The sequence below is a fragment of the Streptomyces sp. NPDC023541 genome (genome assembly GCF_055559995.1).
The window spans coordinates 103,172-127,542 of record NZ_JBVHJO010000016.1 but is presented as its reverse complement, the minus strand read 5'-3'; the positions used below and the strand labels follow the sequence as shown (position 1 = coordinate 127,542).

Annotated in this window: 26 protein-coding genes, 1 tRNA gene and 1 riboswitch; of the genes, 8 read left to right on the top strand and 19 right to left on the bottom strand. The window is 71.2% G+C overall.

The features are described from left to right. Window positions 1-86 precede the first annotated feature (86 nt). The 3 genes from ACZ3X1_RS30345 to ACZ3X1_RS30335 form a co-directional block, all read right to left on the bottom strand. A complete protein-coding gene (locus ACZ3X1_RS30345) occupies window positions 87-398 on the bottom strand; it encodes a (2Fe-2S)-binding protein (RefSeq protein ID WP_436840881.1) in 312 nt (103 codons plus the stop codon). After that, window positions 398-1,573, bottom strand: a complete 1,176-nt coding sequence (locus ACZ3X1_RS30340; RefSeq protein WP_467281773.1) for an NAD(P)/FAD-dependent oxidoreductase — start codon at window positions 1,571-1,573, stop codon at window positions 398-400. The genes ACZ3X1_RS30345 and ACZ3X1_RS30340 overlap by 1 nt, the downstream gene beginning before the upstream one ends. Window positions 1,574-1,653: 80 nt before the next feature. After that, on the bottom strand, window positions 1,654-4,038 hold the full coding sequence (locus tag ACZ3X1_RS30335) for a collagenase (RefSeq protein WP_467281771.1): 2,385 nt from the start codon (window positions 4,036-4,038) through the stop codon (window positions 1,654-1,656). A gap of 122 nt (window positions 4,039-4,160) precedes the next feature. Between ACZ3X1_RS30335 and ACZ3X1_RS30330 the strand changes: the two genes are divergently transcribed. Then, the gene (locus tag ACZ3X1_RS30330; protein ID WP_436840882.1) at window positions 4,161-5,588 is read left to right on the top strand and encodes an aminopeptidase P family protein; all 1,428 of its coding nucleotides are present in this window, start codon (window positions 4,161-4,163) and stop codon (window positions 5,586-5,588) included. Window positions 5,589-6,319: 731 nt separating this feature from the next. Here ACZ3X1_RS30330 and ACZ3X1_RS30325 read toward each other — a convergent pair. From ACZ3X1_RS30325 to ACZ3X1_RS30310, 4 genes are all read right to left on the bottom strand, one after another. Beyond that, window positions 6,320-6,994 (bottom strand): DUF1707 SHOCT-like domain-containing protein, encoded by a 675-nt coding sequence (locus tag ACZ3X1_RS30325; RefSeq protein ID WP_356815015.1) that lies wholly within the window; start codon window positions 6,992-6,994, stop codon window positions 6,320-6,322. Between the two features lie 107 nt (window positions 6,995-7,101). Beyond that, window positions 7,102-8,073, bottom strand: a complete 972-nt coding sequence (locus ACZ3X1_RS30320) for an ABC transporter ATP-binding protein (RefSeq protein ID WP_356815016.1) — start codon at window positions 8,071-8,073, stop codon at window positions 7,102-7,104. Between the two features lie 3 nt (window positions 8,074-8,076). Further along, the gene (locus ACZ3X1_RS30315; protein WP_390073808.1) at window positions 8,077-8,943 is read right to left on the bottom strand and encodes an ABC transporter permease; all 867 of its coding nucleotides are present in this window, start codon (window positions 8,941-8,943) and stop codon (window positions 8,077-8,079) included. Beyond that, window positions 8,936-9,739 (bottom strand): ABC transporter permease, encoded by an 804-nt coding sequence (locus ACZ3X1_RS30310; protein WP_356815017.1) that lies wholly within the window; start codon window positions 9,737-9,739, stop codon window positions 8,936-8,938. The genes ACZ3X1_RS30315 and ACZ3X1_RS30310 overlap by 8 nt, the downstream gene beginning before the upstream one ends. A 260-nt stretch (window positions 9,740-9,999) precedes the next feature. Here ACZ3X1_RS30310 and ACZ3X1_RS30305 point away from each other — a divergent pair, with 260 nt between their 5' ends. Next, window positions 10,000-12,465 carry a transglycosylase domain-containing protein gene (locus ACZ3X1_RS30305; protein WP_467281769.1) on the top strand — a complete coding sequence of 822 codons (2,466 nt, stop codon included), beginning with the start codon at window positions 10,000-10,002 and terminating at the stop codon, window positions 12,463-12,465. A 35-nt stretch (window positions 12,466-12,500) separates the two neighbouring features. On the opposite strand, the gene ACZ3X1_RS30300 is transcribed toward ACZ3X1_RS30305, so the two are convergent. From ACZ3X1_RS30300 to ACZ3X1_RS30290, 3 genes are all read right to left on the bottom strand, one after another. Continuing rightward, window positions 12,501-12,821: a DMT family transporter gene (locus tag ACZ3X1_RS30300; RefSeq protein ID WP_467281767.1), complete on the bottom strand. Its 321-nt coding sequence runs from the start codon at window positions 12,819-12,821 to the stop codon at window positions 12,501-12,503. A gap of 32 nt (window positions 12,822-12,853) precedes the next feature. After that, a riboswitch (guanidine-III (ykkC-III) riboswitch) is annotated at window positions 12,854-12,922 on the bottom strand. Between the two features lie 52 nt (window positions 12,923-12,974). Continuing rightward, window positions 12,975-13,316 carry a GroES family chaperonin gene (locus ACZ3X1_RS30295; RefSeq protein WP_030009035.1) on the bottom strand — a complete coding sequence of 114 codons (342 nt, stop codon included), beginning with the start codon at window positions 13,314-13,316 and terminating at the stop codon, window positions 12,975-12,977. Between the two features lie 43 nt (window positions 13,317-13,359). Then, a complete protein-coding gene (locus tag ACZ3X1_RS30290; RefSeq protein ID WP_356815018.1) occupies window positions 13,360-13,680 on the bottom strand; it encodes a DUF3618 domain-containing protein in 321 nt (106 codons plus the stop codon). A gap of 110 nt (window positions 13,681-13,790) precedes the next feature. Here ACZ3X1_RS30290 and bcp point away from each other — a divergent pair, with 110 nt between their 5' ends. Together bcp and ACZ3X1_RS30280 are read left to right on the top strand one after the other, a co-directional pair. Then, a complete protein-coding gene (gene bcp / locus ACZ3X1_RS30285) occupies window positions 13,791-14,258 on the top strand; it encodes a thioredoxin-dependent thiol peroxidase (RefSeq protein ID WP_467281764.1) in 468 nt (155 codons plus the stop codon). Between the two features lie 494 nt (window positions 14,259-14,752). After that, window positions 14,753-14,836 (top strand) — tRNA-Leu (locus ACZ3X1_RS30280). Between the two features lie 85 nt (window positions 14,837-14,921). Here the strand turns inward: ACZ3X1_RS30280 and rdgB are convergent. The 4 genes from rdgB to ACZ3X1_RS30260 form a co-directional block, all read right to left on the bottom strand. Beyond that, window positions 14,922-15,536, bottom strand: coding sequence for an RdgB/HAM1 family non-canonical purine NTP pyrophosphatase (gene rdgB / locus ACZ3X1_RS30275; RefSeq protein ID WP_356815020.1), 615 nt, complete (start codon window positions 15,534-15,536; stop codon window positions 14,922-14,924). Between the two features lie 7 nt (window positions 15,537-15,543). Continuing rightward, a complete protein-coding gene (locus tag ACZ3X1_RS30270) occupies window positions 15,544-15,924 on the bottom strand; it encodes a hypothetical protein (protein WP_356815021.1) in 381 nt (126 codons plus the stop codon). 294 nt (window positions 15,925-16,218) lie between these two features. Further along, a complete protein-coding gene (rph, locus tag ACZ3X1_RS30265) occupies window positions 16,219-16,944 on the bottom strand; it encodes a ribonuclease PH (protein WP_031152339.1) in 726 nt (241 codons plus the stop codon). 199 nt (window positions 16,945-17,143) lie between these two features. Then, window positions 17,144-17,377: a PTS sugar transporter subunit IIB gene (locus tag ACZ3X1_RS30260; protein ID WP_030026567.1), complete on the bottom strand. Its 234-nt coding sequence runs from the start codon at window positions 17,375-17,377 to the stop codon at window positions 17,144-17,146. A 230-nt stretch (window positions 17,378-17,607) separates the two neighbouring features. Between ACZ3X1_RS30260 and ACZ3X1_RS30255 the strand changes: the two genes are divergently transcribed. Continuing rightward, window positions 17,608-18,903: a PTS transporter subunit EIIC gene (locus tag ACZ3X1_RS30255; RefSeq protein ID WP_356815022.1), complete on the top strand. Its 1,296-nt coding sequence runs from the start codon at window positions 17,608-17,610 to the stop codon at window positions 18,901-18,903. 268 nt (window positions 18,904-19,171) lie between these two features. Next, window positions 19,172-20,446: a PTS transporter subunit EIIC gene (locus ACZ3X1_RS30250; protein WP_362634900.1), complete on the top strand. Its 1,275-nt coding sequence runs from the start codon at window positions 19,172-19,174 to the stop codon at window positions 20,444-20,446. Window positions 20,447-20,519: 73 nt separating this feature from the next. Here ACZ3X1_RS30250 and ACZ3X1_RS30245 read toward each other — a convergent pair whose 3' ends face one another. After that, the gene (locus ACZ3X1_RS30245) at window positions 20,520-21,272 is read right to left on the bottom strand and encodes an MBL fold metallo-hydrolase (protein WP_356815024.1); all 753 of its coding nucleotides are present in this window, start codon (window positions 21,270-21,272) and stop codon (window positions 20,520-20,522) included. Window positions 21,273-21,467: 195 nt separating this feature from the next. On the opposite strand from ACZ3X1_RS30245, the gene ACZ3X1_RS30240 reads away from it, so the two are divergent. Then, a complete protein-coding gene (locus ACZ3X1_RS30240; RefSeq protein WP_390073806.1) occupies window positions 21,468-21,887 on the top strand; it encodes a hypothetical protein in 420 nt (139 codons plus the stop codon). Further along, window positions 21,887-22,240: a DUF488 domain-containing protein gene (locus tag ACZ3X1_RS30235; RefSeq protein WP_467281757.1), complete on the top strand. Its 354-nt coding sequence runs from the start codon at window positions 21,887-21,889 to the stop codon at window positions 22,238-22,240. The genes ACZ3X1_RS30240 and ACZ3X1_RS30235 overlap by 1 nt, the downstream gene beginning before the upstream one ends. Before the next feature lie 124 nt (window positions 22,241-22,364). On the opposite strand, the gene ACZ3X1_RS30230 is transcribed toward ACZ3X1_RS30235, so the two are convergent. The 4 genes from ACZ3X1_RS30230 to ACZ3X1_RS30215 all read right to left on the bottom strand — a co-directional run bounded on the left by ACZ3X1_RS30230 (window position 22,365) and on the right by ACZ3X1_RS30215 (window position 24,291). Then, window positions 22,365-23,315 (bottom strand): PLP-dependent cysteine synthase family protein, encoded by a 951-nt coding sequence (locus ACZ3X1_RS30230; protein ID WP_356815027.1) that lies wholly within the window; start codon window positions 23,313-23,315, stop codon window positions 22,365-22,367. Next, entirely contained in the window at window positions 23,315-23,593 is a 279-nt protein-coding gene (locus ACZ3X1_RS30225; protein WP_030662661.1) for a MoaD/ThiS family protein, read from the bottom strand. The genes ACZ3X1_RS30230 and ACZ3X1_RS30225 overlap by 1 nt, the downstream gene beginning before the upstream one ends. Before the next feature lie 90 nt (window positions 23,594-23,683). Continuing rightward, window positions 23,684-23,791 (bottom strand): putative leader peptide, encoded by a 108-nt coding sequence (locus tag ACZ3X1_RS30220; protein ID WP_310941867.1) that lies wholly within the window; start codon window positions 23,789-23,791, stop codon window positions 23,684-23,686. Window positions 23,792-23,868: 77 nt separating this feature from the next. After that, window positions 23,869-24,291, bottom strand: a complete 423-nt coding sequence (locus ACZ3X1_RS30215) for a M67 family metallopeptidase (RefSeq protein ID WP_136231926.1) — start codon at window positions 24,289-24,291, stop codon at window positions 23,869-23,871. Window positions 24,292-24,371 lie beyond the last annotated feature (80 nt).

The window sequence follows — 24,371 nt, the reverse complement described above, 5'->3', positions numbered from 1 at the left end:
CGGGGCCGACGTGCACACCCGGCCCGGGGGGCGCCGGCGGCTGCGGGGATCGGGGCTGCCCCGCGGAGCGAGGCGGCTCGGCGGGGTCAGACGGCGAGGTCGGCACGGCCGGTTCCCTCCTGGGTGGTGACGGCATCGCCCGGGCGGGCGGGGACCAGGCAGGCGCGCTGGTTCGGGCGGCCGTTGACGGTGACGAGGCAGTCGTAGCAGCTGCCGATCCCGCAGAACGCCCCGCGCGGGGCGCCGCCCTCGCGCGTGGTCCGCCAGGCCAGGATCCCGGCGCCCCACAGCACGGCGGCGATGCTCTGGCCCTCCTGCGCGGGCAGTTCACTGCCGTCGAAGGTGATCTCGTACGCGGCCGCCGGGCTGCCGCCGACCAGCGAGCGGGGGCTGCGCATCAGTGGTGCTCCTCGGGGGTGTCCGCGGGGGCCGGGCCGGTGCCGAAGCGGTCCGGGCGGAACGGATGGGTCGCGAGCGGCGGTTCGGCCCCCGTCAGGGCGGCGGCGATCAGCAGGCCCGTGGCGGGGGCCAGGCCGATGCCCGCGCCCTCGTGGCCGCAGGCGTGCAGCAGCCCCGGGCGGCGGGGGTCCGGGCCGATCGCGGGGAGGTGGTCGGGCAGGTAGGGGCGGAAGCCGTGGTAGGTGCGCAGGACCCGTACGTCGGCCAGTACGGGGAAGAGGGCCGCCGCCTGGGAGGCCAGCCGGCGCAGCGCCTGCGTCGACAGGCCCCGGTCGAAGCCGACCCGCTCGCGGGTGGCGCCGATGAGGACCGGTCCGGCAGGCGTGCCCTCGACCACGGCCGAGGACTGCAGGGCGGCGGAGCCGCTGGCGACGTCCGCGATGTAGTCGGCGGCGTAGACCTTGTGCCGGACCACCCTCGGCAGCGGCTCGGTCACCAGGACGAAGCCCCGGCGCGGAAGCACGGGCAGGGAGGTTCCGGCCAGCCGGGCGATGTTCCCGCCCCAGGTGCCGGCCGCGTTCACCACGGCCGGGGCCAGGAGTTCGCGGCGCGGGGTGCGGACCCCGCGTACGGCGCCCCCCTCCAGCAGGACCTCCGTCACCTCCTCCCCCAGGTGCACCTCGGCGCCTGACGCGGCCAGCAGCCGGGCGGCCGCCTGCGCCGGCTGGACCTGCGCGTCCTGCGGGTAGTGGAAGCCTCCCGCGAGGCCCGGGGCCAGGTGCGGTTCCAGGTCGTGCAGGGCGTGCGCCGGGACCTCGACCGCGTCGACGCCGGCCGCGCGCTGCCCCTCGGCGAAGCTCCGCAGGGCCTTCATCGTGGCCTCGTCCGGGGCGACGACGAGCCCGCCCTTGGGCTCGTACTCCACCTCCTGCGGGAGGACGGCGGCGAGTTCGGTCCACAGCCGGGTGGAGAGCAGGGCGAGGTCGAGCTCCGGTCCCGCCTCCTTGTCGGAGACGAGCAGATTGCCTTCGCCGGCGCCGGTGGTGCCGCCCGCGACGGGTCCGCGGTCGACCACGGCCACGGAGAGTCCGGCGCGGGCCGCATAGTGGGCGCAGGCCGCTCCGACGACGCCGGCGCCGATGATCACGGCGTCCAGGGAGTGTCTCTTGAGCACGACAGTAATATGTCACATTCTTTAGTGCCTGCCCAGACCGGCCCCGCGCCCTCCTGAGCGCGGGGCCGGTCCGGAGCCCGTCAGCTGCGCAGCGGTCCCTCACAGCTGTAACTCGAGGTCGCGGCGGTTTTGTTGCTCCAGATCTCCGGCGTACCGAAGGAGCAGTTCATGTCGGCGAGGTTGTTGGAGGCGGCGCCCGCCCGGTCGAGGATGAAGTAGTCCACCGTCTCGGACATGTCCTTGAAGTTCTGGTCGTCGCTGCGCCAGTTCTTCAGGTTCGCGGTGATGCGGCCCGTACAGGTGAAGCGGCGCTTGCCGGGGTCGCCGTTCTCCACGCAGTCCGGGGTGTTGTGGGTGGCCGTGGCGAAGGCCGACTTCACGGAGCCGAGCGCCGAGTCGCGCAGCTGCTCGTTGGGGGTGAAGGTGGTGTTCGGCACGAAGAGCTGGTCGACCTTGGCGATCTGCGCGTTCAGGAAACGGTCATAGTCGCGCTGGAGGTAGGTGTCCGCACCCATCCGGTGGCGCCAGGCGTCGTATGCCGCCACGTCGTCGGCCCGCAGGTGCGCGTACATCTCCCGCAGCAGCGAGGGCTTCTCGGTCCACAGGAACTCGAAGAAGGTGCCGGCGTAGCTGTAGAAGCGGAATCCGTCGCCCTCGTAGGTGGCGTTCAGCAGCTGCTCGACGGTCATGCGCGGGCCGCCGCCGGCCGTGTCGCTGATGATGCTCTTCACGAGGGACTTGCGGACGGCTATGCCGTTGTCGCGGGTCGCGCCGTCGAAGAACTCGGCCGTGCCCTCGTCCATGGCGGTCGTGCGGTCGCTCTCGTACCAGGGGCCCTGGCCGAAGAAGCCGGGGACGGCGAAGCGGCCGTTGAGGTAGTGCGTGTACTCGTGGCGGAAGAGCTCCTCCAGGGTGAGGGAGGAGTCCTGCGGGACACGGCGCTGGTAGGTGTAGAAGGTGGCGCCGTTCTCGATGTAGATGCCGCCGTTGTTGGTGTCGTAACCGGTCAGGATCGGGTGGTAGTTGACGTAGTCCGCGCGGGAGGCGTAGAGCACGATGTTCAACGTGGCGTTGGGGTCGCCGGCGAGCGGCTGGTCGGTCCCGAGGACGCGGTGGTACTGCGCCTTGACCTGCTTGCTCGCGTAGTACAGCTGGTCGACGGTGGCCCGGTCCAGGGCGGTGCGGACCTTGATGGCGCCGTTGTCGTAGGTGTAGGTGTAGGGGAAGAGCTGCTTCTCGATGTCCTCCTTGCACACCCCGTACGGCTTGCACGCCTGGTAGAAGTTGAGCCAGGAGACGGCCTTGGCCCACGGCTCGCTGCCGTCGCCGAATCCGGCCCTGAGGGGCCCGAGCATCGCACCGAGGTCGGCGACGACCTGGTCGCGCAGGCCGTCGACCTGGCCGAAGCGGGCGTACTCGCTCAGCGCGTCGCGCACCACCCAGGCGTTGGCCGTGCCCTTGAGGTGCGTGTAGCCGGCGAAGGCCTTGAAAGCGGCGCGGTAGGCGGGGTCGGCGGCCACGGCGGCGTGGAAGGCGGTGTCCTCGTTGCCCGGGTAGACGCCCAGGTAGTTGGTGGAGAGCGCGGCGAGCACGGCGCCCCCCCAGGTGGGGTCGAGGTGGGTGGCCGGGTGGGCCGGGTCCATGGTGGCCAGGACCTTCTTGACCAGGCCGAGCTGGTGCTGGCGCAGGCCGGGGCCGGCGGAGTAGAGGGCCTCGCGCAGGGTGCGGGCGTTGGCGGGGGTGACGTCGAAGGTCCGCGCGGCGGCCGCGAAGTCGTCGATGGCCTTGCGCATCGCGGCGACGGTCGGGGCGTCGGTGACGTCGATCTCGTCGCGTGAGAAGTCGTGGTAGGCGACGGCGTGCAGGTACGTGAACATCTCCTCCAGGTGCGAGGAGTTGCGGCCGTCGTGGGCGGCGGCCAGGGCGGATATCCGGCGTGATACGGCCTGGACGTGCGCGTCCGACATCACGGGGGCCAGGCGGGCGTCCCAGGTCCAGATGAGGCCGCGCAGACAGCCGTCGGCCAGCACGGCCTGGTCGGCGAGGAAGTCGGCGAACTGCTCGGGCGTGAGGTTCGTGATCCCGTCGAGGGTGCAGGGGACGCCCGCGGCGACGCTCTTCGCGGTGGGGGCCGACCTGGCGGCCGTGCCCCGCTTCTCCAGCTCCTGGGCGGGCGCGCTGGCGGGGGCCGCGCCGGGGACCTGGCCGGAGATGTCCAGCCCGCCCGGGGCCGGGGCGGGGGCGGGGGCGTTGTCCTTCGCCTCGGCGAAGCGGTCGACCTCGTCGAACGGGTTCCCCGTGGGGCCGTGGGCCGCGGTGGCGGGCGCGGCGGCCCGGGCGCCGGTGAAGGCGGCCGGGGCCGCGGACTCGGCGGCCTGCGTGGTGCCCTGTCCCGCGGTGGCGAGAAGCGTCACGGCCACGGCGGAGGCGAGGAGGGAAGAGCGCACAGCTCTGTGCTTGAGCACCGAGAACTCCTGTTGGGAGGGGTCAGGTGGGGGGTGGTGCGTGAACTGCCCTGCGTCACGCGGCGTTTGACGGGGATTAACGTGCCGCGGTGTGAGCTGTAACATAGTAATGTGAAATTGCACTGACAAGACCTGTGCGCCCACCAGTTCGCGCCTTTCGTGAAGGAGCCCCCGTGACCGACTCCCCCGCCCGCCTCAACACGGGCAGTCACGACCGTCCGGTGTCACCGGAGTTGTCCCGGTTCATGGCGGGCGGCTGGGCCGCCTCCCCGCTCCCCGACTCCGCCCGGGTCCCGGGGTACGACGTCACCCCCGCCCGGCGGGCACGGCTCTCGGCCCGCTTCCCGGGGAAGCGGCTGATCGTCCCGGCCGGCGAGCTGAAGGTCCGCTCCAACGACTGCGACCACCGGTTCCGCCCGCACAGCGCCTACGCCTGGCTGACCGGCCTCACCGGCGAGGACCAGGCGGGCCACGTCCTGGTCATGGAGCCGTCGGGCCCGCACGCACACGAGGCGGTGCTCTACCTGCGGCCCCGCTCGCCGCGGGCGGACGGGGACGGGGAGTTCTACCGGGACCGCCGGTACGGAGAGTTCTGGGTGGGCCGCCGGCCCGACCTGGCGGAGGCGGAGCGCCTCACCGGCATCCGCTGCGCACACCTGGACGCCCTCGGCTCGCCGGAGGGCCGCCACGCGACGAGCGACCCGGAACTCGCCGCCGCCCTCTCGGAGTTGCGCCTGGTGAAGGACGCCTGGGAGGTCGAACAGCTCCAGCTGGCCGTCGACCACACGACGGCGGGCTTCGAGGACGTCGTACGGGCCCTGCCGCGCGCGCTGGCACACCCGCGCGGGGAGCGCTGGATCGAGGGGGTGTTCGGCCTGCGCGCCCGGGTCGAGGGCAACGGCACCGGCTACGAGACGATCGCCGCGTCGGGCGCCCACGCGTGCACCCTGCACTGGATCCGCAACGACGGCCGGCTGAACGGGCAGGAACTGCTCCTCCTGGACGCGGGCGTGGAGACGGACACCCTCTACACCGCGGACATCACCCGCACCCTCCCGCTGTCGGGCCGCTTCTCACCCGTCCAGCGGCAGGTCTACGAACTGGTCCTCGCGGCACAGGAAGCGGGCATCGCCGCGCTGCGGCCGGGGGCGAGCTTCGGTGACTTCCACCGGGCCGGGATGCGGGTGATCGCGGAGGGGCTGGCCGACTGGGGCGTCCTGAAGGACGCGGAGGGCGACCTGCACCGGCGGTACACGCTGTGCAGCAGCGGGCACATGCTGGGGCTCGACGTGCACGACTGCGCGAAGGCGCGGGCAGAGACCTACCTGGACGGGGTCCTGGAGGAGGGCCAGGTCCTGACGGTGGAACCGGGCCTGTACCTCCAGCCCGACGACGAGACCCTGCCGGCCGAACTGCGCGGCCTCGGGGTCCGCATCGAGGACGACCTGGTGATCACGGCGAACGGTGCCCGCCTGATGTCGGGCGCACTGCCGCGCACGGTCGCCGGCATCGAGGAGTGGATGGGAGTCCTCCTGGAAGACCGAGGCTAGACCCCCGGGGCGGGACGTCCGGCGGACCGGTCCGCAGGGTCGGGATACGGGCGCCGCCCCTTCCTTCGACGGGGCGGGCGGGTTCGGATCGTCCTGCGGACCGGTTCGCGGGTCGGGATACGGGCGCGGTCCCTCCTTCGACGGGGCGGGCGGGTTCGGATCGTCCTGCGGACCGGTTCGCGGGGCGGGATCCGGGCGCGGTGCGGGCGGGTCCGCGGGGCCCTTCCCTCAGCGGGGCGGGCGGGTTCGGATCGTGATGCGGGCCGGTTCGCGGGGCGGGATACGGGCGCGGTGCGGGCGGGTCCGCGGGGCCGGGGAGGGGTGTCTCCTCGGCTCGGCGCCTGCGAGCCATCGCGGCAGTATCCGGTGGTTGCGCGCTCGTCCTGCGGGGACACCCCTCCCCGTCCCCGCTCCCCACGCGTCGGGCACGCTTCGGGGAACCGTCCAGTCGGCCCGGGCGTTTTCGGGGCACTGTCGGAGCCCTGCCGTGGGGCGGGGACACGGCGGAGTGTCCCCGCAGGACGAGGCGCGACCTTGCCCGCCTGGCCGCGACATGCCCGCGGGCGCCGAGCCGAGGAGACACTCCGGCGGGGCACCGCCCCACACCCCCAGCCCCGCCGGCGATTGAGGCGCGGGGCCTGGGGCAGCGCCCCAGCACCACCCACCCGCCGCAGCCGAACCGCAGGGCCCGGGCACCCACCCACCCGCCGCAGCCGAACCTCGGCCGAGCGCTACAGCTCCTTGCGGAGTGACGGGCCGCCCCCGGGGCGTTTGGGGGGCTTGATCTTGACCTCCACGCCGCCCCAGAACGCGAAGCCCGTCACCACCAACCGCGGAGCACCCGGGTCCGTCGGCCCCGGGCTGTCCCGCTGGTCGAACGCGCCCATGAAGCCGAAGCCCCGTACGTCGACGTCCACCCCCGGCGGCACCGTGATCTCGATGCCGCCCATGACCGCGACGCAGTTGATCACCACCTCGCGCTGCGCGAAGTCCGCCTCGCGCAGGTCCAGCTCTCCGCCGCCCCAGAACGCCACCGCGTCGAAGCGCGGCGGCACCGTCCACCGGCCCTTGCGCTGGAAGCCCGACATCACCGCGACGGCCAGCGTCGACGTCCCCGTACCGCCGATCCGGCCCGGCCAGGCAGAGCCGCCCGCCGCCACCGTCGCGGGCATGGAGGCTGCCGGGCCGGTGGCCGCCGGGCCGGTGGGCGCCGGAAGATCGGCCGTCAGCGGTTCCAGCTCCGCGTACGTGCGCGACTTGTATGCCGCCTCCAGCCGCTCCTCGAACTCGTCCATGTCGAGCCGGCCCTCGGCGACGGCGTCCCGAAGACGTTCCACCACCCGGTCCCGGTCGGCATCCGACGCCCTCAACTCCGGCAACGGCTTCTCCGGCCGCTCGTCACTCATGCGCACCAGACTATGCACGCTCGGCCGGGAGTTGTATGGTCCGGGCCCCTGAGGCCGTCCCCGAATCTCCCCTGAGCCGCCCCTGACCCGCCCCCGAGGGGACCCGCTCAGCCCCGCCCCGCGTACATCCGCGCGATCACGTCCTCGATGTCCGGCTCCCGCACCGACAGGTCCACCAGCGGGTACTGCGCCGCCACCGCCGACACCAGCGGCGCCGCCGACGACCCCGCCGGGAAAGCCAGCCACTGCCTCGGCCCCTCCACCTTCACCACCCGCGCCCCCGGCACGCTGATCGGCGCCAGCTCCCGCTCCAGGTCCACCACCAGCGTCCGCTCGCTCTCCCCCACCGACCCCGCCGAGTGCAGCCCGCCCAGCGCCCCGTCGTACATCAGCCGCCCGTGGTCGATCACCATCACCCGTTCGCAGAGCTGTTCGATGTCCTGCAGGTCGTGCGTGGTCAGCAGCACCGTCGTGCCGCGCTCCCCGTTCAACTGCCGCAGGAAGCCCCGTACCTTCGCCTTGCTGACCACGTCCAGCCCGATCGTCGGCTCGTCCAGGTACAGCACGTCCGGATCGTGCAGCAGCGCCGCCGCGATGTCCCCACGCATCCGCTGCCCGAGCGACAGCTGACGTACCGGTACGTCGAGCAGCTCCGCCAGGTCGAGGCGGTCCACGCACCGCTCCAGGTTCTCCTCGAACCGCGCCCGCGGCACCCGGTACATCCGCCGCATCAGCCCGTACGAGTCCTTCAGCGGCAGGTCCCACCACAGCGTGGTGCGCTGCCCGAAGACCACCCCGATCCGCTGCGCGAGACGCACCCGCTCCCGCGCCGGGTCGATGCCCGCGACCCGCAGCCGGCCGCCGCTCGGCGTCAGGATGCCGGTCAGCATCTTGATCGTCGTCGACTTGCCGGCCCCGTTGGGCCCGATGTAGCCGACCATCTCACCCCGCGCCACCGCGAAGCTGATCCCGTCCACCGCCCTGACCTGGCGTTTCTCCCTTCGCATCAGGCCCACCCGGCGCCGTACGTCAAAGACCTTCTCCACCCCGTCCAGCGAGATCAGCGCATCATCCACCACGGCTCAGCTCCCCGTGCTCCGGTACGAACGGACTCCCGCACGCCAGGCCAGCGACGCGGGCACGAACACCGCCAGGGCCACCAGCGGGCTCAGGAACGCGGCCCACCCCGGCAGTCCCAGCGGATCGGGCCGCCCCAGCACGTACAGCGCGGGCAGCCAGTTGACGAAGGCCAGCGGCACGACGAAGGTCACCCCGCGCAGCAGGTCGGTCGCGAAGACCGTCGGCGGGTACTGCAGCATCGTGCAGCCGCCGTAGGTGAAGGAGTTCTGCACCTCCGCCGCGTCCCCCGCGAGGAACTGGAAGGCGGCCCCGGCCACCATCACCGCCGCGAAGATCGACCCGCCGGCCAGTAGCATCACCGGCACCAGCAGCACCTTCCCGGCCGTCCACTCCACGTCCAGCGTCCAGAGCGCCCAGCCCAGCACCCCCAGCCCCTGTCCGATGCGGCCCAGCCGGCGCAGCGCGAAGCGGTCGGCCGCGACCTGCGCGAGCAGCGGGACCGGCCGCACCAGCATGGTGTCGAGCGAACCGTCGCGGATCCTGGCGCCGATCCGGTCGGTGTTGCCCAGCAGCAGGTCCGCCAGCCCCAGCGACGCCGAGCAGGACCCGTACAGCAGCGCGACCTCGGGCAGCGTGAAGCCGCCGAGGGCGTCCACGTGCGAGAACATGATGTAGATCGCGACGAAGTCCAGCAGCGTGATCGCCGCGTTCCCCACCGTCGACAGGACGAAGGACGTCCGGTACGTCATCGTCGACCGGATCCACATCCCCACGATCAGGCCGTAGCCGCGCAGCCCCTCCCGGACCCTGCCCCGCGCGCGGGGCACCTGCAGCTCCGCGAACTCCCTCTCCAGTACCGCCTCAGCCACCCTGGACCACCACCTTCCGCGTCGCCGCCGACTGCAACAGCCGCCCCGCTCCCAGCAGTACGAGCACCCAGCCGGCCTGGAAGCCCAGCGCGCCGGCCGCGTCCCCGGCTCCCGCGTGCTCGCCCAGCAGCACGTCCAGCGGTACCTGGAGCATCGCCGCCCACGGAAGTACGCGCACGAACTCACCGAAGGCGCCGGGGAAGACGGTCAGCGGCAGCAGCATCCCGGAGAAGAAGATCGAGACGACGGTCGCCATCAGGTTGATCCCGGCCCCGTCCATCAGCCAGAAGGCCAGCAGTCCCAGCAGGTAGCGCAGCGCGAAGCTCACCACCAGCCCGAGCGTCACGGAGACGAAGAACAGCAGCCAGCGCGACGGGTCCGAGGGCAGCGCCAGCCGGAAGACCAGCGCTCCCGCAGCGAGCGGAACCAGCCCGCGCCCCAGCAGCTGGAAGGCGGCACGGCCCAGATCGGCCGCCAGCCACCACATCTGGAGGTCGGCGGGCCGGTACAGGTCGACGGCGATGTCACCCGTGCGCACCCGCTCCTGGAGCTCCTCCTGGAACCCCCCGCCGATCAACGCCCCCGCGGCCAGCAGCGACTGGCTCACCCAGACGAAGGTCAGGGCCTGGGCCTGGTCGTAGCCGCCCAGCCCCGGGCGCTGCTCCCACAGCGCGATGTACGTGAACGCGACGATGAACCCGAACACGGTGTTGGTGAAGACGCCCGCGGCGGTCGCCGTCCCGTAGGTGGCGTAGCGCCGAAATCCGCCGGCCGCGACCGCCGCGTAAAGGGCCACTCTCCGGCGCGCTCCTCGTCCCACTGCCTGGACCACTCTCTGGCGCACTCCCAGGCGGACTCTCTGGCGCACTCTCTGGCGCACCGTATCCCCTCCGTTTTCCACGTCGTTCCTACGTCGGCCAAAGCGCGCGAGCTTAGTGCGGAGGGGCGAGCCACGCGACCGATTTACCCCCGTCCGGGGCGCTGGTCACCGGCCATCGGGTAGACACCATGAGGTACAGAAGTGGATATTTCGAACAGCGTCGAGGAGTCCTGGAGATGAGCGACCAGTCACCACCCGCGGGCTGGACCCCTCGCGACCCGGACACCCCGCCCCACGGCGGGGCCGGCCCCGCCGGACCGCACCCCCCGACGCACCCGAACGGCCCGGACGGCCCGAACGGCCCGGACCGCCCTGGAACGAAGGCCCGCCGCCGGCGGAGCGGCCTGCGCCGCCTCCTCCCCACCTGGCGCATGGTCCTCGGCGCCGTACTGCTCCTCGCCCTCCTGATCGGCGGCGGCCTCGTGGCCGGCTACCTGCTGGTCGACATCCCCCCGGCCAACGCCGCCGCGACCGCGCAGTCCAACGTCTACCTCTACTCCGACGGCTCCCAGATCGCCCGCGACGGCGAGGTCAACCGCGTCAACGTGCCCCTCTCGCAGATCCCGCTGACCGTCCAGGAGGCCGTACTGGCCGCGGAGGACCGGGACTTCTACTCCGAACGGGCGGTGGACCCCAAGGCCATGGTCCGCGCCGCCTGGAACACGGCCACCGGCAAAGGCACCCAGTCCGGCTCGACGATCACCCAGCAGTACGTCAAGAACTACTACTTGGGCCAGGAACAGACCCTCAAGCGCAAGGCCAAGGAGTTCTTCATCGCGATCAAACTCGGCCGCGAGAAGTCGAAGGCCTACATCCTCGAGGGCTACCTGAACACCAGCTACTTCGGCCGCAACGCCTACGGCATCCAGGCCGCCTCACAGGCCTACTACGGCAAGGACGTCGGCAGCCTCACCACCGCCGAGGGCGCCTACCTCGCCACCCTCCTCAACTCCCCCAGCGTCTTCGACGTCGTCTCCCACCCGCAGAGCCGCCCGCGCGCCCTCGCCCGCTGGACCTACGTCCTCGACGGCATGGTCAAGAAGGGCTGGCTGCCCGCCGCCGAGCGCGCGACCACGGCGTTCCCCGAGCCCGGCAAGGTACGGGCCGCCGCCGGCCTGTCCGGCCAGCGCGGCTACCTCGTCGAAGCGATCAAGGAGTTCATCGTCGACCGCAAGATCCTCGACGACAAGACCCTCGCCGAGGGCGGCTACCAGATCCGCACCACCATCGACCGGCGCCGCCAGAGCGACTTCGTTGAGGCCGTCGACGACCAGATGCTCGGCAGGCTCGACCCGGAGACCCGCAAGGCGGACCGGCTGGTGCGGGCGGGCGGCGTCTCCATCGACCCGGCCACCGGCAAGGTCGTCGCCATGTACGGCGGCGTCGACTACACCAGGCAGTACGTGAACAACGCGACCCGGCACGACTACCAGGTCGCCTCCACCTTCAAGCCGTTCGTCTTCGCGGCCGCCGTCGAGAACGACTCCCGCACCCAGGACGGCCGCAGGATCACCCCCAACACGATCTACAACGGCGACAACAAACGCCCCGTCGTCGGCGGCCGGATCCGCTTCGCCCCGGAGAACGAGGGCCAGGTCTCGTACGGGAACATCACCGTCAACACCGCCACCGACCTCTCCGTGAACGCCGTGTACGCACAGATGGCCGTCGACGTCGGCACCGCCAGGGTCAAGAAGACCGCCGTCGACCTCGGCGTCCCCGAGGACACCCCGAACTTCGTGGTCGGCCCGGCCATGGCACTCGGCACCCTCCAGGCCAGCGTCCTGGACATGACCCAGGCGTACGCGACCCTCGCCGACCACGGCCGCCGCACCCCCTACACCTTCGTGGAGGAGATCTCCAAGGGCGGCGACAAGATCCCCCTGCCCGAGCGGGCCCCCGTCCAGGCCATCAGCCGCGAGGCCGCCGACACCACCACGTCCATGCTGGTCAGCGTCGTGGACAACGGCACCGGTACGGCGGCGCTCGCCGCCGGCCACCCGGCCGCGGGCAAGACCGGCACCGGCGAGCTGGACCGCTCGGCCTGGTTCGCGGCCTACACCCCGAACCTGGTCACGGTGGTCGCGATGATGGGCCAGGACCCCGACACCGGCACCCTGGAGTCGCTGTACGGGGCCCTCGGCGAATCCCGTATCGGCGGTGGCGGCTACCCGGCCCGGATCTGGGCCGCGTACACGAAGAGCGCGCTGGAGGCCACCGACCCCGTCTACTTCGAACTGGACCTCCAGCCGGGCGCCGCACCGCCCCCGCCACCGCCCTCCGCGCAGTCGAACCCGCCCCAGGAGACACCGGACGAGGACACGCGGTCCCCCTCCCTGCGGCCGACCCCGCCGTCCGGCGGCCAGGACAACGGCGGGCAGGACAACGGCGGGCAGGACAACGGGGGCCGCACCCAGGGCGGCCGGGACAACGCGGGCCAGGACGGCGGCCGGACGCAGGGCGGCCGGGACAACGGCGGTACCGGAACCGGTACCGGTCAGGGCGACGACGACGGCGGCACCGGCCGGGGCGACGAAGACGCCACCACCGCGGGCACCCAGGGCCGCACCGGCGGCCCGGGCGGCTCCGACGGCGGCGGCGTCATCGGAGGCCCGCGCCCGCCCTCGGCGTTCCTGGAATAGCCCCTGCAACAACCGCTACAGGAGGTACAGGAGGGTCAGCGACCGGACGTCGCCTTCAGCCCCACCACGGCGACCAGCAGCAGACAGATGAAGAAGATCCGGGCGGCGGTGACGGGCTCGCCCAGCACCGCCATACCGAGCACCGCGGCACCGGCGGCACCGATGCCCACCCACACCCCGTACGCCGTGCCGATGGGCAGGGTCTTCGCGGCGTAGGACAGCAGCACCATGCTGGCCACGATCCCCGCGCCCGTGAACACGCTGGGCCAGAGCCGGGTGAACCCCTCGGTGAATTTCATACCGATCGACCAGCCCACTTCGAGCAGACCGGCGAGAAGAAGCAGAACCCAGGCCATGACGGCACCTCCGAGACATCGGGCGATACGGGGGTGCGTCGTCTTGTCGTACCCGGTACGGCGCGTCTCGTCGGGTCTCCCCCACCGTAGCAAAGGGCAGCGAAAAGGGCCGGTGACCTCGGCCACCAGCCCTTGCCGTCGCCCTGCGGCGGATCAGAGGTAGAGCCCCGTGGAGTCCTCCGACCCCTCCAGCCGCTCCGCCGCCACGGCGTGCAGGTCCCGCTCGCGCATCAGCACGTACGTCGCCCCGCGCACCTCGACCTCGGCCCGGTCCTCGGGGTCGTACAGCACCCGGTCACCGGGCTCGACGGTCCGGACGTTCTGTCCGACCGCGACGACCTCGGCCCAGGCCAGCCGCTTGCCCACCGCGGCCGTCGCCGGGATCAGGATGCCGCCGCCGGAGCGCCGCTCGCCCTCCGGCAGGTCGGACTTCACGAGCACGCGGTCGTGCAGCATGCGGATGGGCAGCTTGTCGTGGGTGGTGTTCTCGCTCACGCCCCGAACCTACCTCTCCGCGCGCTTTCCGTACCGCGCAGGGTCATCCGCGTCGGCGGCGCGCCGAGACGACGAGCAGACCGACGACGCCGACCGCGAGCAGCGCGACGGGCACGACGCGCTCCAGGCGCGGGGTGCCGTCCTCGTGCCGCAGACCGTCGCGCAGGTCCGTCACGACACGGTTCACCGAGGCGAAAGCCCGCCCCGCGGTCTGGTCGACGGTCGAGGCGACCCGGGCCCGCGCGTCCCCGATGATCGTCTGCGGGTGCATGCGCACGCCGATCTCGTCGAGCGTCTCGGCGAGCTGCTCGCGGCGGCGGACGATGTCCGCCTCGATCTGTGCGGGGGTCCTGGCTTCCGACACCGCGCTGCCTCCGTCGTCGTGGTCGTGATCGTGTGGGGGCGTAGTCCGCCGTGAACAGTCTGTCAGCTTAGTCTCGTGACGTACCGATCCCCTCCCGAGGAGACTGTCAGATGAGCGAGCGACTCCAGCCGGGCGACACCGCCCCCGCCTTCACCCTGCCCGACGCGGACGGCAACGAGGTCTCGCTCGCTGACCACAAGGGCCGGAAGGTGATCGTCTACTTCTACCCGTCCGCGCTGACGCCGGGCTGCACGAAGCAGGCGTGCGACTTCACGGACAACCTGGCCGCCCTGGCCGCGGCCGGCTACGACGTCATCGGCGTCTCCCCCGACAAGCCGGAGAAGCTGGCGAAGTTCCGCGAGCAGGAACACCTGAAGGTCACGCTGGTCAGCGACCCGGAGAAGGAGACGCTGGCGGCGTACGGGGCGTTCGGCGAGAAGAAGCTGTACGGCAAGACGGTCACGGGTGTCATCCGCTCCACGGTGGTCGTCGACCAGGCGGGCAAGGTCGAGCACGCCTTCTACAACGTGAAGGCGACGGGCCACGTAGCCAAGATCATCAAGGACCTGGGCATCTGACCGCCCCCGTCCCCCCGGAGCGGGCCGCCCCTGGTCAGGGGCGGCCCGCTCCGCTTATCGGACGGCAGCGGGGAGCGTTTGGCGCGGGGCGACCCCTCGGGGTGTACGACGAATACGTCGGACATGACGGACTTCCTTGCCGTCGAGGGAGAGACCTGCTCCACGGACGGCGAGTGAAATGGCTGACGTCGAGTTCGAGTTGTGCCACCCTTCGCCGCAGCCGACGGTGGTTCAGGTCGTTAACGGCTGCGGCCAGCGCCTCCCGCCCGTACGGATCGATCACGGCCCCCCATGCCCCCGGCCGCACGTGCGGCCATCAGGCCCTGCAGGAAGTCGGGCAACGACGCGAGAACCTCCGGCACCTCTGCCCCAACTGCCACGCCATAACGGACACGTGGTGCCGGAAACGCCCTCCCGGGGCTGACTCCCACCCCGGCCGCCCGTAGACTGGGAGCGCCTCAACAGGACTCAATGTCCGAATTCGGCAAGATGTCGCGGTTGTGGTGGAATTGGCAGTCACGCTGGGTTTAGGTCCCAGTGGGGTAAAACCCGTGGGGGTTCGAGTCCCCCCAACCGCACACCCATACCCAGGCCCCGTACACAGTTGTCGCGTACGGGGCCTTGGGCATGTCCGCTTACCGGTGGCGTTCGCCGGGCCGGGTGTCAGTCCAGGAGGGCGCGGATGAAGGGGACCAGGGCGCGGAAGGCCTGGCCGCGGTGGGAGATGGCGTTCTTCTCGGCCGGGGTCAGTTCCGCGCAGGTGCGGGACTCGCCCAGGGGCTGGAGGATCGGGTCGTAGCCGAAGCCGCCCGTGCCCGACGGGGTGTGGCGCAGGGTGCCCAGGAGGCGGCCCTCCACGACGCGTTCGGTGCCGTCCGGGAGCGCGAGGGCCGCCGCGCACGCGAAGTGGGCTCCGCGGTTCTCGTCGGCGATGTCGCCGAGCTGAGCGAGGAGCAGGTCCAGGTTGGCCTTGTCGTCGCCGTGGCGGCCGGCCCAGCGCGCGGAGAAGATGCCGGGCGCGCCGTGCAGGACGTCCACGCAGAGGCCGGAGTCGTCGGCGACCGCGGGCAGGCCGGTGGCCCGGGCCAGGGCGTGGGCCTTGAGGAGGGCGTTCTCGGCGAAGGTGACGCCGGTTTCCTTGACGTCGGGGATCTCCGGGTACGCGTCCGCGCCGACCAGCCCGTGGGGCAGGCCGGCGTCGGAGAGGATGGCGCGCAGTTCGGAGACTTTGCCCGCGTTGCGGGTCGCGAGGATCAGGCGGCTGGGCGTCGAGGTCATGCCCTCATTATCCCGGGGTGCAGACCTTGGAGATCTCGCTCGCGGCGTCGGCGACCGGCTTGATGTCCGGGACGGAGTTGCCGCTGTCGATGGAGGTGCGGACGTTCTTGACGGCCGTGTTCATCGAGTCGATGGCCTTGCCCAGGTCGGCGTTGCCGGTCTGGTCGCCGATCTTCTTGAGGTTCGCCTCAATCTGGTCGAGGGCGTTCTTGGCGTCCTGGGGGCTGTTGCCCGCCTGGGAGACGGCCTGCTGGAGGTCGTTCGCGCCGTCCGTGATGGCGACCGCCGTGTTGGCGCAGTCCATCGCCGTGGAGATGGCGTCGCAGGCGGAAAGGGCCGGGATGGTCAGGACGGCTGCCACGGCTACTGCCGCTATGCGGAGCTTCATACGGTTCTCCCGAGAGGACGTGGAACGGGGCGGACGAGGGCGGGCATGGGCGGGCGCACGGCTGTTGCACCGTGCGCCCGTTGTCCGTAGGGACGCCGCAGGGCGTCCTGTGGTTGCCCCTCGCGGGGGTCCGCGAGGGAGCGCCGGCCGCCCGGAAGGCGGTGGTCAGCGGGGTCTGGTGCCTGCCATTGCACGGCGGAGGAGGGAGCCGATGCGGAGCATCGGCGACCGACGACAGCGCGGCAAGCGTGCCGGCCGGAACCCGCCGGGCAGGCGGGACTTTGACGACACGACCTAGAGGTCCAGCGCGCCCCGCTGAATGGCTTCGAGGTCCGCGCAGCCGCCCGCGGCGAGGTCGAGGAGGGCGTTGAGTTCCTTGCGGTCGAAGGGCTCGCCCTCGGCGGTGCCCTGGACCTCGACGAAGCGGCCGTCGCCGGTGCAGACCACGTTCATGTCGGTCTCCGCGCGCACGTCCTCCTCGTAGCAGAGGTCGAGGAGCGGGACGCCGTCGACGATGCCGACGCTGACGGCGGCGACGGTTCCGGTGAGGGGCTTGCGGCCGGCCTTGACGAGCTTCTTCTTCTGGCCCCAGGCGACGGCGTCGGCGAGGGCGACGTAGGCGCCGGTGATGGCGGCGGTGCGGGTGCCGCCGTCGGCCTGGAGGACGTCGCAGTCCAGGACGATGGTGTTCTCGCCGAGGGCCTTGTAGTCGATGACGGCGCGCAGCGAGCGGCCGATGAGGCGGGAGATCTCGTGGGTGCGGCCGCCGATCTTGCCGCGGACGGATTCGCGGTCGCCGCGGGTGTTGGTGGAGCGCGGCAGCATCGAGTACTCGGAGGTGACCCAGCCTTCGCCGCTGCCCTTGCGCCAGCGCGGGACGCCTTCGGTGAAGGAGGCGGTGCAGAAGACCTTGGTGTCTCCGAAGGAGATGAGGACGGAGCCCTCGGCGTGCTTGCTCCATCCGCGTTCGATGGTGACCGGGCGGAGCTGTTCGGGCGTACGGCCGTCAATGCGAGACATGCCTCCGAGCCTAGTGGGTGGGAGAGGGTGTCCGGCCGGTCGGGCCGGATCAGGTGCCGGCGCCCGCGGGACCGGCCGGACCGGCCGGACGCCCCTACGCGAAGACCCCGTCCGGGTTGCGGGACGGGGTCTTCGGTGCTTCGGAACGCATCGGCGCTCAGGGCCGGGTGGTCCGGGCTCAGGGCTCAGGGGGTGCGGGTCACATCATGTCTTCGATGTCGGCGGCGATCGGGTCGGCGTCGGTGCCGATGACGACCTGGACCGCGGTGCCCATCCGGACGACGCCGTGGGCGCCGGCGGCCTTGAGGGCGGCCTCGTCGACGAGGTCGGGGTTGACGACCTCGGTGCGCAGGCGGGTGATGCAGCCTTCGACCTCTTCGATGTTCTCGATGCCGCCGAGCCCGGCGACGATCTTCTCAGCCTTGGTGGCCATGTGTTTCTCCCTGAGTGATGCGAAGAACGAGTCTCAGCGGCCGGACCGTGGATACCCACCCGCGCGGCCCGCGTTGTCACGGTAACGCACGGTTGGCCCACCTACGCGAGCGCGTGTCCGGTCCCTGCCGAATGATGACGATCAGCAGCAACCTGCCCACAACTGGTCTACACCAGTGTGCACGGAACTGCTGCCGCATCCAAAAACCCGGGCCGGCCAGGGAGACGCCGATGAGTGGGAGCAGCGCCGCCGCAGTACCACGACCGTCCCGGCGCAACGGCCTTTACCAGGGGCTGCAGAAGATGGGGCGGAGCCTGCAGCTGCCGATCGCGGTGCTGCCGGCGGCAGGCATCCTGAACCGGCTGGGGCTGATCGACGCCGAGGGCACCGGCGTCTGGCCGCAGATCGCCAAGGTGATGGCGGCGGCGGGCGGCGCCCTGCTCAACGCCGATCTCGGTCTGCCGCTGCTCTTCTGCGTCGGGGTCGCGATCGGGATGGCCAAGAAGGCGGACGGTTCGACGGCGCTGGCGGCGGTGGTCGGCTTCCTCGTCTACCGCAGCGTCCTGCGGGCCTTCCCGGTGCCGTGCCCGGCCGGCACCAGGGACATCGGGGGCGGCTGCCTGGGGCCGGACGAGACCTTCGCGCAGTACACCTTCCAGAATCCGGGGGTGTTCGGCGGCATCGTCATGGGCCTGCTGGCGGCCTGGTTCTGGCAGCGCTACCACCGGGTGAAGCTGGTGGACTGGCTCGGCTTCTTCAACGGCCGCCGGCTCGTGCCGATCATCATGGCCTTCGTGGCGATCGCCTTCGCCGCGCTCTGCCTGTGGGTCTGGCCGCCGATCGGTGACGCGCTGGAGAGCTTCTCCGACTGGCTGGCGGGCCTGGACTACTGGGGCGCGGGCATCTTCGGTGTCGCGAACCGGGCGCTGCTGGTGATCGGCCTGCACCAGTTCCTGAACGTGCCGGTGTGGTTCCAGTTCGGCAGCTTCACGAAGCCGAACGGCGAGGTGGTCCACGGCGACATCAACATGTTCCTCAGCGGCGACCCGGACGCGGGCCTGTTCCTGACCGGCTTCTTCCCGATCATGATGTTCGCCCTGCCGGCGGCGGCCCTGGCCATCACGCACTGCGCGAAGCCGCGGCGGCGCAAGGAGGTCGGCGGTCTGATGCTGTCGGTGGCGCTGACCTCGTTCGTCACGGGGATCACCGAGCCGCTGGAGTACTCCTTCCTCTTCGTCGCGCCGGCGCTGTACGCGGTCCACGCGGTGCTGACGGGTGTGTCGATGGCGGTGACGTGGGCGTTCGGCGTCCACGACGGCTTCAGCTTCTCGGCGGGCCTGATCGACTACGTCATCAACTGGGGGTTGGCCACGAAACCGTGGCTGATCATTCCGATCGGGCTCGGCTTCGCGGTCGTCTACTACGCCGTCTTCCGCTTCGCGATCACGAAGTTCGACATTCCGACGCCGGGCCGGGAGTCGGACGAGGAGATCGAGGCGATGGAGGCGGAGAACACCAAGGCGTGAGGACGCCCCCCGGGCAGCAAGGGGAACCGGTCCGTCAAGGGCCCTCGGATCACGATCCGGGGGCCCTTCAGTACGCCGCACGACATGTGATCCAGGCCACAGGAAATCGAAGGTTCCTTATCTAACCCTCACCGTGTTACAACTGGTCTACACCACGATTGGTGTAGACCACGACCGCTTCCCCCGGCGGCGTGTCCCCTTTTCTGAGACGTCGCCGTCCCCCTTGGTTCCACCCCTTGGCGGCGCCTTGCTCCCCCCGGAGGAAGTTATGAGTACGGCTACTGACGCCGCTGCGCCGCCCGCCAAGAAGCGCGGATCCGGCCTGATCCAGGGTCTGCAGAAGGTCGGCCGCAGCCTCCAGCTGCCCATCGCTGTCCTGCCCGCCGCCGGCATCCTGATGCGCCTCGGCCAGCCCGACGTCTTCGGCAAGGACGGCCTCGGCTGGGGCAAGGTCGCCACGGTGTTCGCCACCGCGGGTGACGCCGTCTTCGCCAACCTGCCGCTGCTGTTCTGCATCGGTGTCGCCATCGGCTTCGCCAAGAAGGCGGACGGTTCCACGGCGCTGGCCGCGCTCGTCGGTTTCCTGGTCTACAAGAACGTCCTCACCGCCTTCCCGGTGACCGAGGCCGTCGTCAACACCACGGAGAACAAGGGTGTCGACGTCCTCGCGACGTACAACAACCCCGGTGTCCTCGGCGGCATCATCATGGGTCTGCTCGCCGCGGTCCTGTGGCAGCGTTTCCACCGCACCAAGCTGGTGGACTGGCTCGGCTTCTTCAACGGCCGCCGGCTCGTCCCGATCATCATGGCCTTCGTCGGCGTCCTCGCCGGTGTGTTCTTCGGTCTGGTCTGGGAGCCGATCGGCGAGGTCATCTCCAACTTCGGTGAGTGGATGACCGGGCTGGGCGCCGCGGGCGCCGGCGTCTTCGGTGCCATCAACCGCGCGCTGATCCCGATCGGCATGCACCAGTTCGTCAACACCGTCGCCTGGTTCCAGATCGGTGACTTCACCAACGCCGCCGGCGAGGTCGTCCACGGTGACCTGAACCGCTTCTTCGCCGGTGACCCGGACGCCGGTCTGTTCATGACGGGCTTCTTCCCGATCATGATGTTCGGCCTCCCGGCCGCGGCCCTGGCCATCGCCCACACCGCCCGCCCGGAGCGCCGCAAGGCCGTCACGGGCATGATGGTCTCGCTCGCCCTCACCTCGTTCGTCACGGGTGTCACCGAGCCCATCGAGTTCTCGTTCATGTTCATCGCCCCGGTGCTGTACGCGATCCACGCCGTCCTGACCGCCCTCTCCATGGCGATCACCTGGGCGCTCGGGGTCCACGCCGGCTTCACCTTCTCAGCGGGTCTGATCGACCTGGGTCTCGGCTGGAGCAAGGCGACCAACCCATGGATGATCATCCCGATCGGCCTGGTCTTCGGAGCGGTCTACTACTTCGGATTCCGCTTCGCGATCACCAAGTTCAACCTCCCCACCCCGGGCCGCGAGTCCGACGAGGAGCTGGCCGAAATGGCCAAGGCCGAGGCCAAGTAAGCAGCCCCGTACGCACGGAAGCCCCCGTTCTCCCTTCCGGGAGGGCGGGGGCTTCCGCGTGTGCGGGCGCCGCTCAGACCTCGTAGACCGCGCCCGCGTACGCCAGGTCGACCGGGCCGTCGTAGACCGCGCGGGCGTCGGCGAGGTTCTGCGCGGGGTCCGTCCACGGCGGGATGTGGGTGAGGACGAGCCGCCCGACGCCACCGCCGTGGGCGTACTCACCGGCTTCGCGGCCGTTGAGGTGGAGGTCCGGGATGTCCTCCTTGCCGTGCGTGAAGGAGGCCTCGCAGAGGAAGAGGTCGACGCCCTCGGCGAGCTGGCCCAGCTCGGGGCAGACGCCGGTGTCCCCGGAGTACGTGAGCGAGCGGCCGCCGTGCTCGATGCGGATGGCGTACGACTCGACGGGGTGCGCGACCCGCTCGGTACGGACCTGGAAGGGGCCGATCTCGAAGGCCCCGGACTTAAGGGTGCGGAAGTCGAAGACCTCGCTCATCGAGCGCTCGTCGGGGACGTCGTCGTAGGCCGTGGTCAGGCGCTTCTCGGTGCCCTCGGGGCCGAAGACGGGGATGGTGCCGCAGCGGCCGCCCTCGTGGCGGTAGAAACGGGCGACGAAGTACGCGCACATGTCGATGCAGTGATCGGCGTGCAGATGGCTCAGGAAGATCGCGTCGAGGTCGTAGAGACCGCAATGGCGCTGCAGGTCGCCGAGGGCGCCGTTGCCCATGTCGAGCAGCAGCCGGAAGCCGTCGGCCTCGACGAGGTAGCTCGAACAGGCCGATTCCGCGGACGGGAACGACCCCGAACAGCCGACGACGGTGAGCTTCATGGAGCGTGAACCTCCGTGGACGGTCCGTGGACGGAATGCGGGCCGTGCGTGGGTCGAGCGTAAGGCGCGAAACCTCCGGTCGCTCCTCCGCGGCAGGCCGTTGTGGGGGGAATCACCTGCGCTGTCACCCGGGGGAGCGACGGTGGGCACGGGGGTTGCCGTGCCGGGGCCTTCCCGCGCGGCTACGGTCGAAACATGGACACGTCCTGGTGGCCCGCGGTGGCCGCGGTCGTGGCCTTGGCATTGGTGATGCTGATCGCCGGGGGGCGGCTGGGCGTCACGCGCCGGGCCCCGCCCGCGCACGGCACCGGCCGGCCGCCGCGCCCGCAGGCGGGTGAGCTGTGGACCCTGATGGACGGCCGGACCTGCCTGGTCCTGAGCGTGGGACCGGTACGGGAGCACCGGGCGCGGGTCGCGTGGATCACCGCGAAGTACGACGACCGGCGGGCCGGCGTGATCCCGCTGCCGCCGGGGACGGTGGGGGCGCAGGGCCGGGCGGCCTTCCTGGAGGCGGACCGGCCGGACGAGGTGTCGCTGTGGGAGTTCCGGACCAGGCTGGGGATGCTGGACCCCGCGGTGTGGGACGAGATCAAGGGACTGGGAGGCGGTCGGTGATGACGGCGATCCGCTTGCGGCGCGTGTACGACCCGCCGGAGCCGGAGGCGGACGGGCTGCGCGTGCTCGTGGACCGGCTGTGGCCGCGGGGACTGGCGAAGGAGGCGGCGGGGGTCGACGAGTGGCCGAAGGCGGTCACGCCGTCGACGGAGCTGCGGAAGTGGTTCCACGACGGGGGTTCGGCGGTCGAGTTCCGGCAGCGGTACGAGGCGGAGCTGGCGGAGCCGGAGGCGGCGGCGGAGCTGGCCCGCCTGCGGGGCCTGGTCGGGGCCGGGCCGGTGACGCTGCTGACCGCGGTCAAGGACCCGGGCTCCAGCCACGCCGCCGTCCTGGCGGAACGCCTTTCGGCCTGACCGGCCTGACCGGCCTGACCGCTGCGCGGAGCTTCTCCCCCGCCCGCCCCATCTCCGTTTTCCCCGGCGCTGCCCGGACCCGCGCCTCACACGCCGGCGGGGCTGAAGGACAGCCCCGCCGGGGTCAGGCCCAGAGTTGGCCCTGGAGGACCTCGATGGCCTCTTCCGTCGTCGCCGCCGTGTAGACGCCGGTGGAGAGGTACTTCCAGCCGCCGTCGGCCACGACGAAGACGATGTCGGCCGTCTCGCCCGCGGCCACCGCCTTGCGGCCGACGCCGATCGCCGCGTGCAGAGCGGCTCCGGTGGAGACGCCCGCGAAGATGCCCTCCTGCTGGAGCAGGTCGCGCGTGCGGGTGACCGCGTCGGCCGAGCCCACCGAGTAGCGGGTGGTGAGCACGGAGGCGTCGTACAGCTCCGGGACGAAGCCCTCGTCCAGGTTGCGCAGCCCGTACACGACGTCGTCGTAGCGCGGCTCGGCAGCGACGATCTTCACTCCGGGCACGTTCTCGCGCAGGTAGCGGCCGACGCCCATCAGGGTGCCGGTGGTGCCCAGGCCGGCCACGAAGTGGGTGATCGACGGCAGGTCCGCGAGGATCTCCGGGCCGGTGGTGGCGTAGTGCGCGCCCGCGTTGTCCGGGTTGCCGTACTGGTAGAGCATCACCCAGTCCGGGTGCTCCGCGGCCAGTTCCTTGGCCACCCGGACGGCGGTGTTGGAGCCGCCGGCGGCCGGCGACGAGATGATCTCGGCTCCCCACATGGCCAGCAGGTCGCGCCGTTCCTGGCTGGTGTTCTCCGGCATCACGCACACGATGCGGTAGCCCTTGAGCTTGGCCGCCATCGCCAGCGAGATGCCGGTGTTGCCCGAGGTCGGCTCCAGGATGGTGCAGCCGGGGTACAGCCGGCCGTCCTTCTCGGCCTGCTCGACCATGTGGAGCGCGGGGCGGTCCTTAATCGAGCCGGTCGGGTTGCGGTCCTCCAGCTTGGCCCAGATCCGGACGTCCTCCGAGGGGGACAGCCGGGGCAGCCGCACCAGCGGCGTGTTGCCGACCGCGGCCAGCGGGGAGTCGTAGCGCATTACTTCGATCCGCCGGCCACGGCCGGGAGGATGGTGACGTTGTCGCCGTCCTTGAGCGCGGTGGAGATGCCGTCGAGGAAGCGGACGTCCTCGTCGTTGAGATAGACGTTCACGAAGCGGCGCAGCTGGCCGCCGTCGACAATGCGCTCCTCGATGCCCTTGTGCCGGGTCTCCAGGTCCGCGAAGAGGTCGGCGAGCGTGGCGCCCTCACCGTTCACGGCCTTCTCGCCGTCGGTGTAGGTGCGGAGGATGGTGGGGATGCGGACCTCGATGGCCATGGCTGGGCTCCAGTCGTCAGGACGTAGGCAGGTGTGCGGGGGAAACGGGCGCGCGGTGCGTCGGCCCTCCGCGCGAGAGGGCTCTGGTGCTCAGGCGGCAGGACAGATGGCGCTGGCGAGGCGGCACAGGTCGACGTGCAGCCGCGCCACGAGCAGCAGCCTGCCGGGCGTCTCGATGCTCACGTCGTGGGGAACCATGCGGTCATGTTAACGATTCCCGGTGCCCGGTTTGGAGTGTGATCCCGCATCTTGGACGCCTGCTGCTCGCATGGTGGTCAGTAGGCCTCTACGACCTGCACTTCTTCCTCGGTGATCACGCCGTCGACGATGCGGTACGAGCGGAACTGGAACTCCCCGAGCCCGTCCTTGTCTGCGGTGGAGACCAGCACGTAGTGCGCGCCCGGCTCGTTCGCGTACGTGACGTCGGTGCGCGAGGGGTAGGCCTCGGTCGCGGTGTGCGAGTGGTAGACGATCACCGGCTCCTCGTCGCGGTCGTCCATCTCGCGGTAGAGCTTCAGGAGGTCCTTCGAGTCGAACTCGTAGAACGTGGGCGAGCGCGCCGCGTTGAGCATCGGGATGAACCGCTCGGGGCGGCCGGTGCCCGCCGGGCCGGCCACGACACCGCACGCCTCGTCGGGGTGGTCCTGGCGGGCGTGCTCGACGATCCGGTCGTACAGGGCCTGGGTGAGGGTCAGCATGAGCGACAGGATAAGCAGACGGGCCCTTCCGTACCGAGGAGTGGTACGGAAGGGCCCGCATGGTGGACAGGACGTCCACG

What these genes read in the sequence shown, in the direction of transcription:
- ACZ3X1_RS30345 (WP_436840881.1), bottom strand. Translation starts at nt 398, where the DNA reads ATGCGCAGCCCCCGCTCGCTGGTCGGCGGCAGCCCGGCGGCCGCGTAC.
- ACZ3X1_RS30325 (WP_356815015.1), bottom strand. Translation starts at nt 6,994, where the DNA reads ATGAGTGACGAGCGGCCGGAGAAGCCGTTGCCGGAGTTGAGGGCGTCG.
- ACZ3X1_RS30305 (WP_467281769.1), top strand. Translation starts at nt 10,000, where the DNA reads ATGAGCGACCAGTCACCACCCGCGGGCTGGACCCCTCGCGACCCGGAC.
- ACZ3X1_RS30300 (WP_467281767.1), bottom strand. Translation starts at nt 12,821, where the DNA reads ATGGCCTGGGTTCTGCTTCTTCTCGCCGGTCTGCTCGAAGTGGGCTGG.
- bcp (WP_467281764.1), top strand. Translation starts at nt 13,791, where the DNA reads ATGAGCGAGCGACTCCAGCCGGGCGACACCGCCCCCGCCTTCACCCTG.
- rdgB (WP_356815020.1), bottom strand. Translation starts at nt 15,536, where the DNA reads ATGACCTCGACGCCCAGCCGCCTGATCCTCGCGACCCGCAACGCGGGC.
- ACZ3X1_RS30270 (WP_356815021.1), bottom strand. Translation starts at nt 15,924, where the DNA reads ATGAAGCTCCGCATAGCGGCAGTAGCCGTGGCAGCCGTCCTGACCATC.
- rph (WP_031152339.1), bottom strand. Translation starts at nt 16,944, where the DNA reads ATGTCTCGCATTGACGGCCGTACGCCCGAACAGCTCCGCCCGGTCACC.
- ACZ3X1_RS30260 (WP_030026567.1), bottom strand. Translation starts at nt 17,377, where the DNA reads ATGGCCACCAAGGCTGAGAAGATCGTCGCCGGGCTCGGCGGCATCGAG.
- ACZ3X1_RS30255 (WP_356815022.1), top strand. Translation starts at nt 17,608, where the DNA reads ATGAGTGGGAGCAGCGCCGCCGCAGTACCACGACCGTCCCGGCGCAAC.
- ACZ3X1_RS30250 (WP_362634900.1), top strand. Translation starts at nt 19,172, where the DNA reads ATGAGTACGGCTACTGACGCCGCTGCGCCGCCCGCCAAGAAGCGCGGA.
- ACZ3X1_RS30245 (WP_356815024.1), bottom strand. Translation starts at nt 21,272, where the DNA reads ATGAAGCTCACCGTCGTCGGCTGTTCGGGGTCGTTCCCGTCCGCGGAA.
- ACZ3X1_RS30240 (WP_390073806.1), top strand. Translation starts at nt 21,468, where the DNA reads ATGGACACGTCCTGGTGGCCCGCGGTGGCCGCGGTCGTGGCCTTGGCA.
- ACZ3X1_RS30235 (WP_467281757.1), top strand. Translation starts at nt 21,887, where the DNA reads ATGACGGCGATCCGCTTGCGGCGCGTGTACGACCCGCCGGAGCCGGAG.
- ACZ3X1_RS30230 (WP_356815027.1), bottom strand. Translation starts at nt 23,315, where the DNA reads ATGCGCTACGACTCCCCGCTGGCCGCGGTCGGCAACACGCCGCTGGTG.
- ACZ3X1_RS30225 (WP_030662661.1), bottom strand. Translation starts at nt 23,593, where the DNA reads ATGGCCATCGAGGTCCGCATCCCCACCATCCTCCGCACCTACACCGAC.
- ACZ3X1_RS30220 (WP_310941867.1), bottom strand. Translation starts at nt 23,791, where the DNA reads ATGGTTCCCCACGACGTGAGCATCGAGACGCCCGGCAGGCTGCTGCTC.
- ACZ3X1_RS30215 (WP_136231926.1), bottom strand. Translation starts at nt 24,291, where the DNA reads ATGCTGACCCTCACCCAGGCCCTGTACGACCGGATCGTCGAGCACGCC.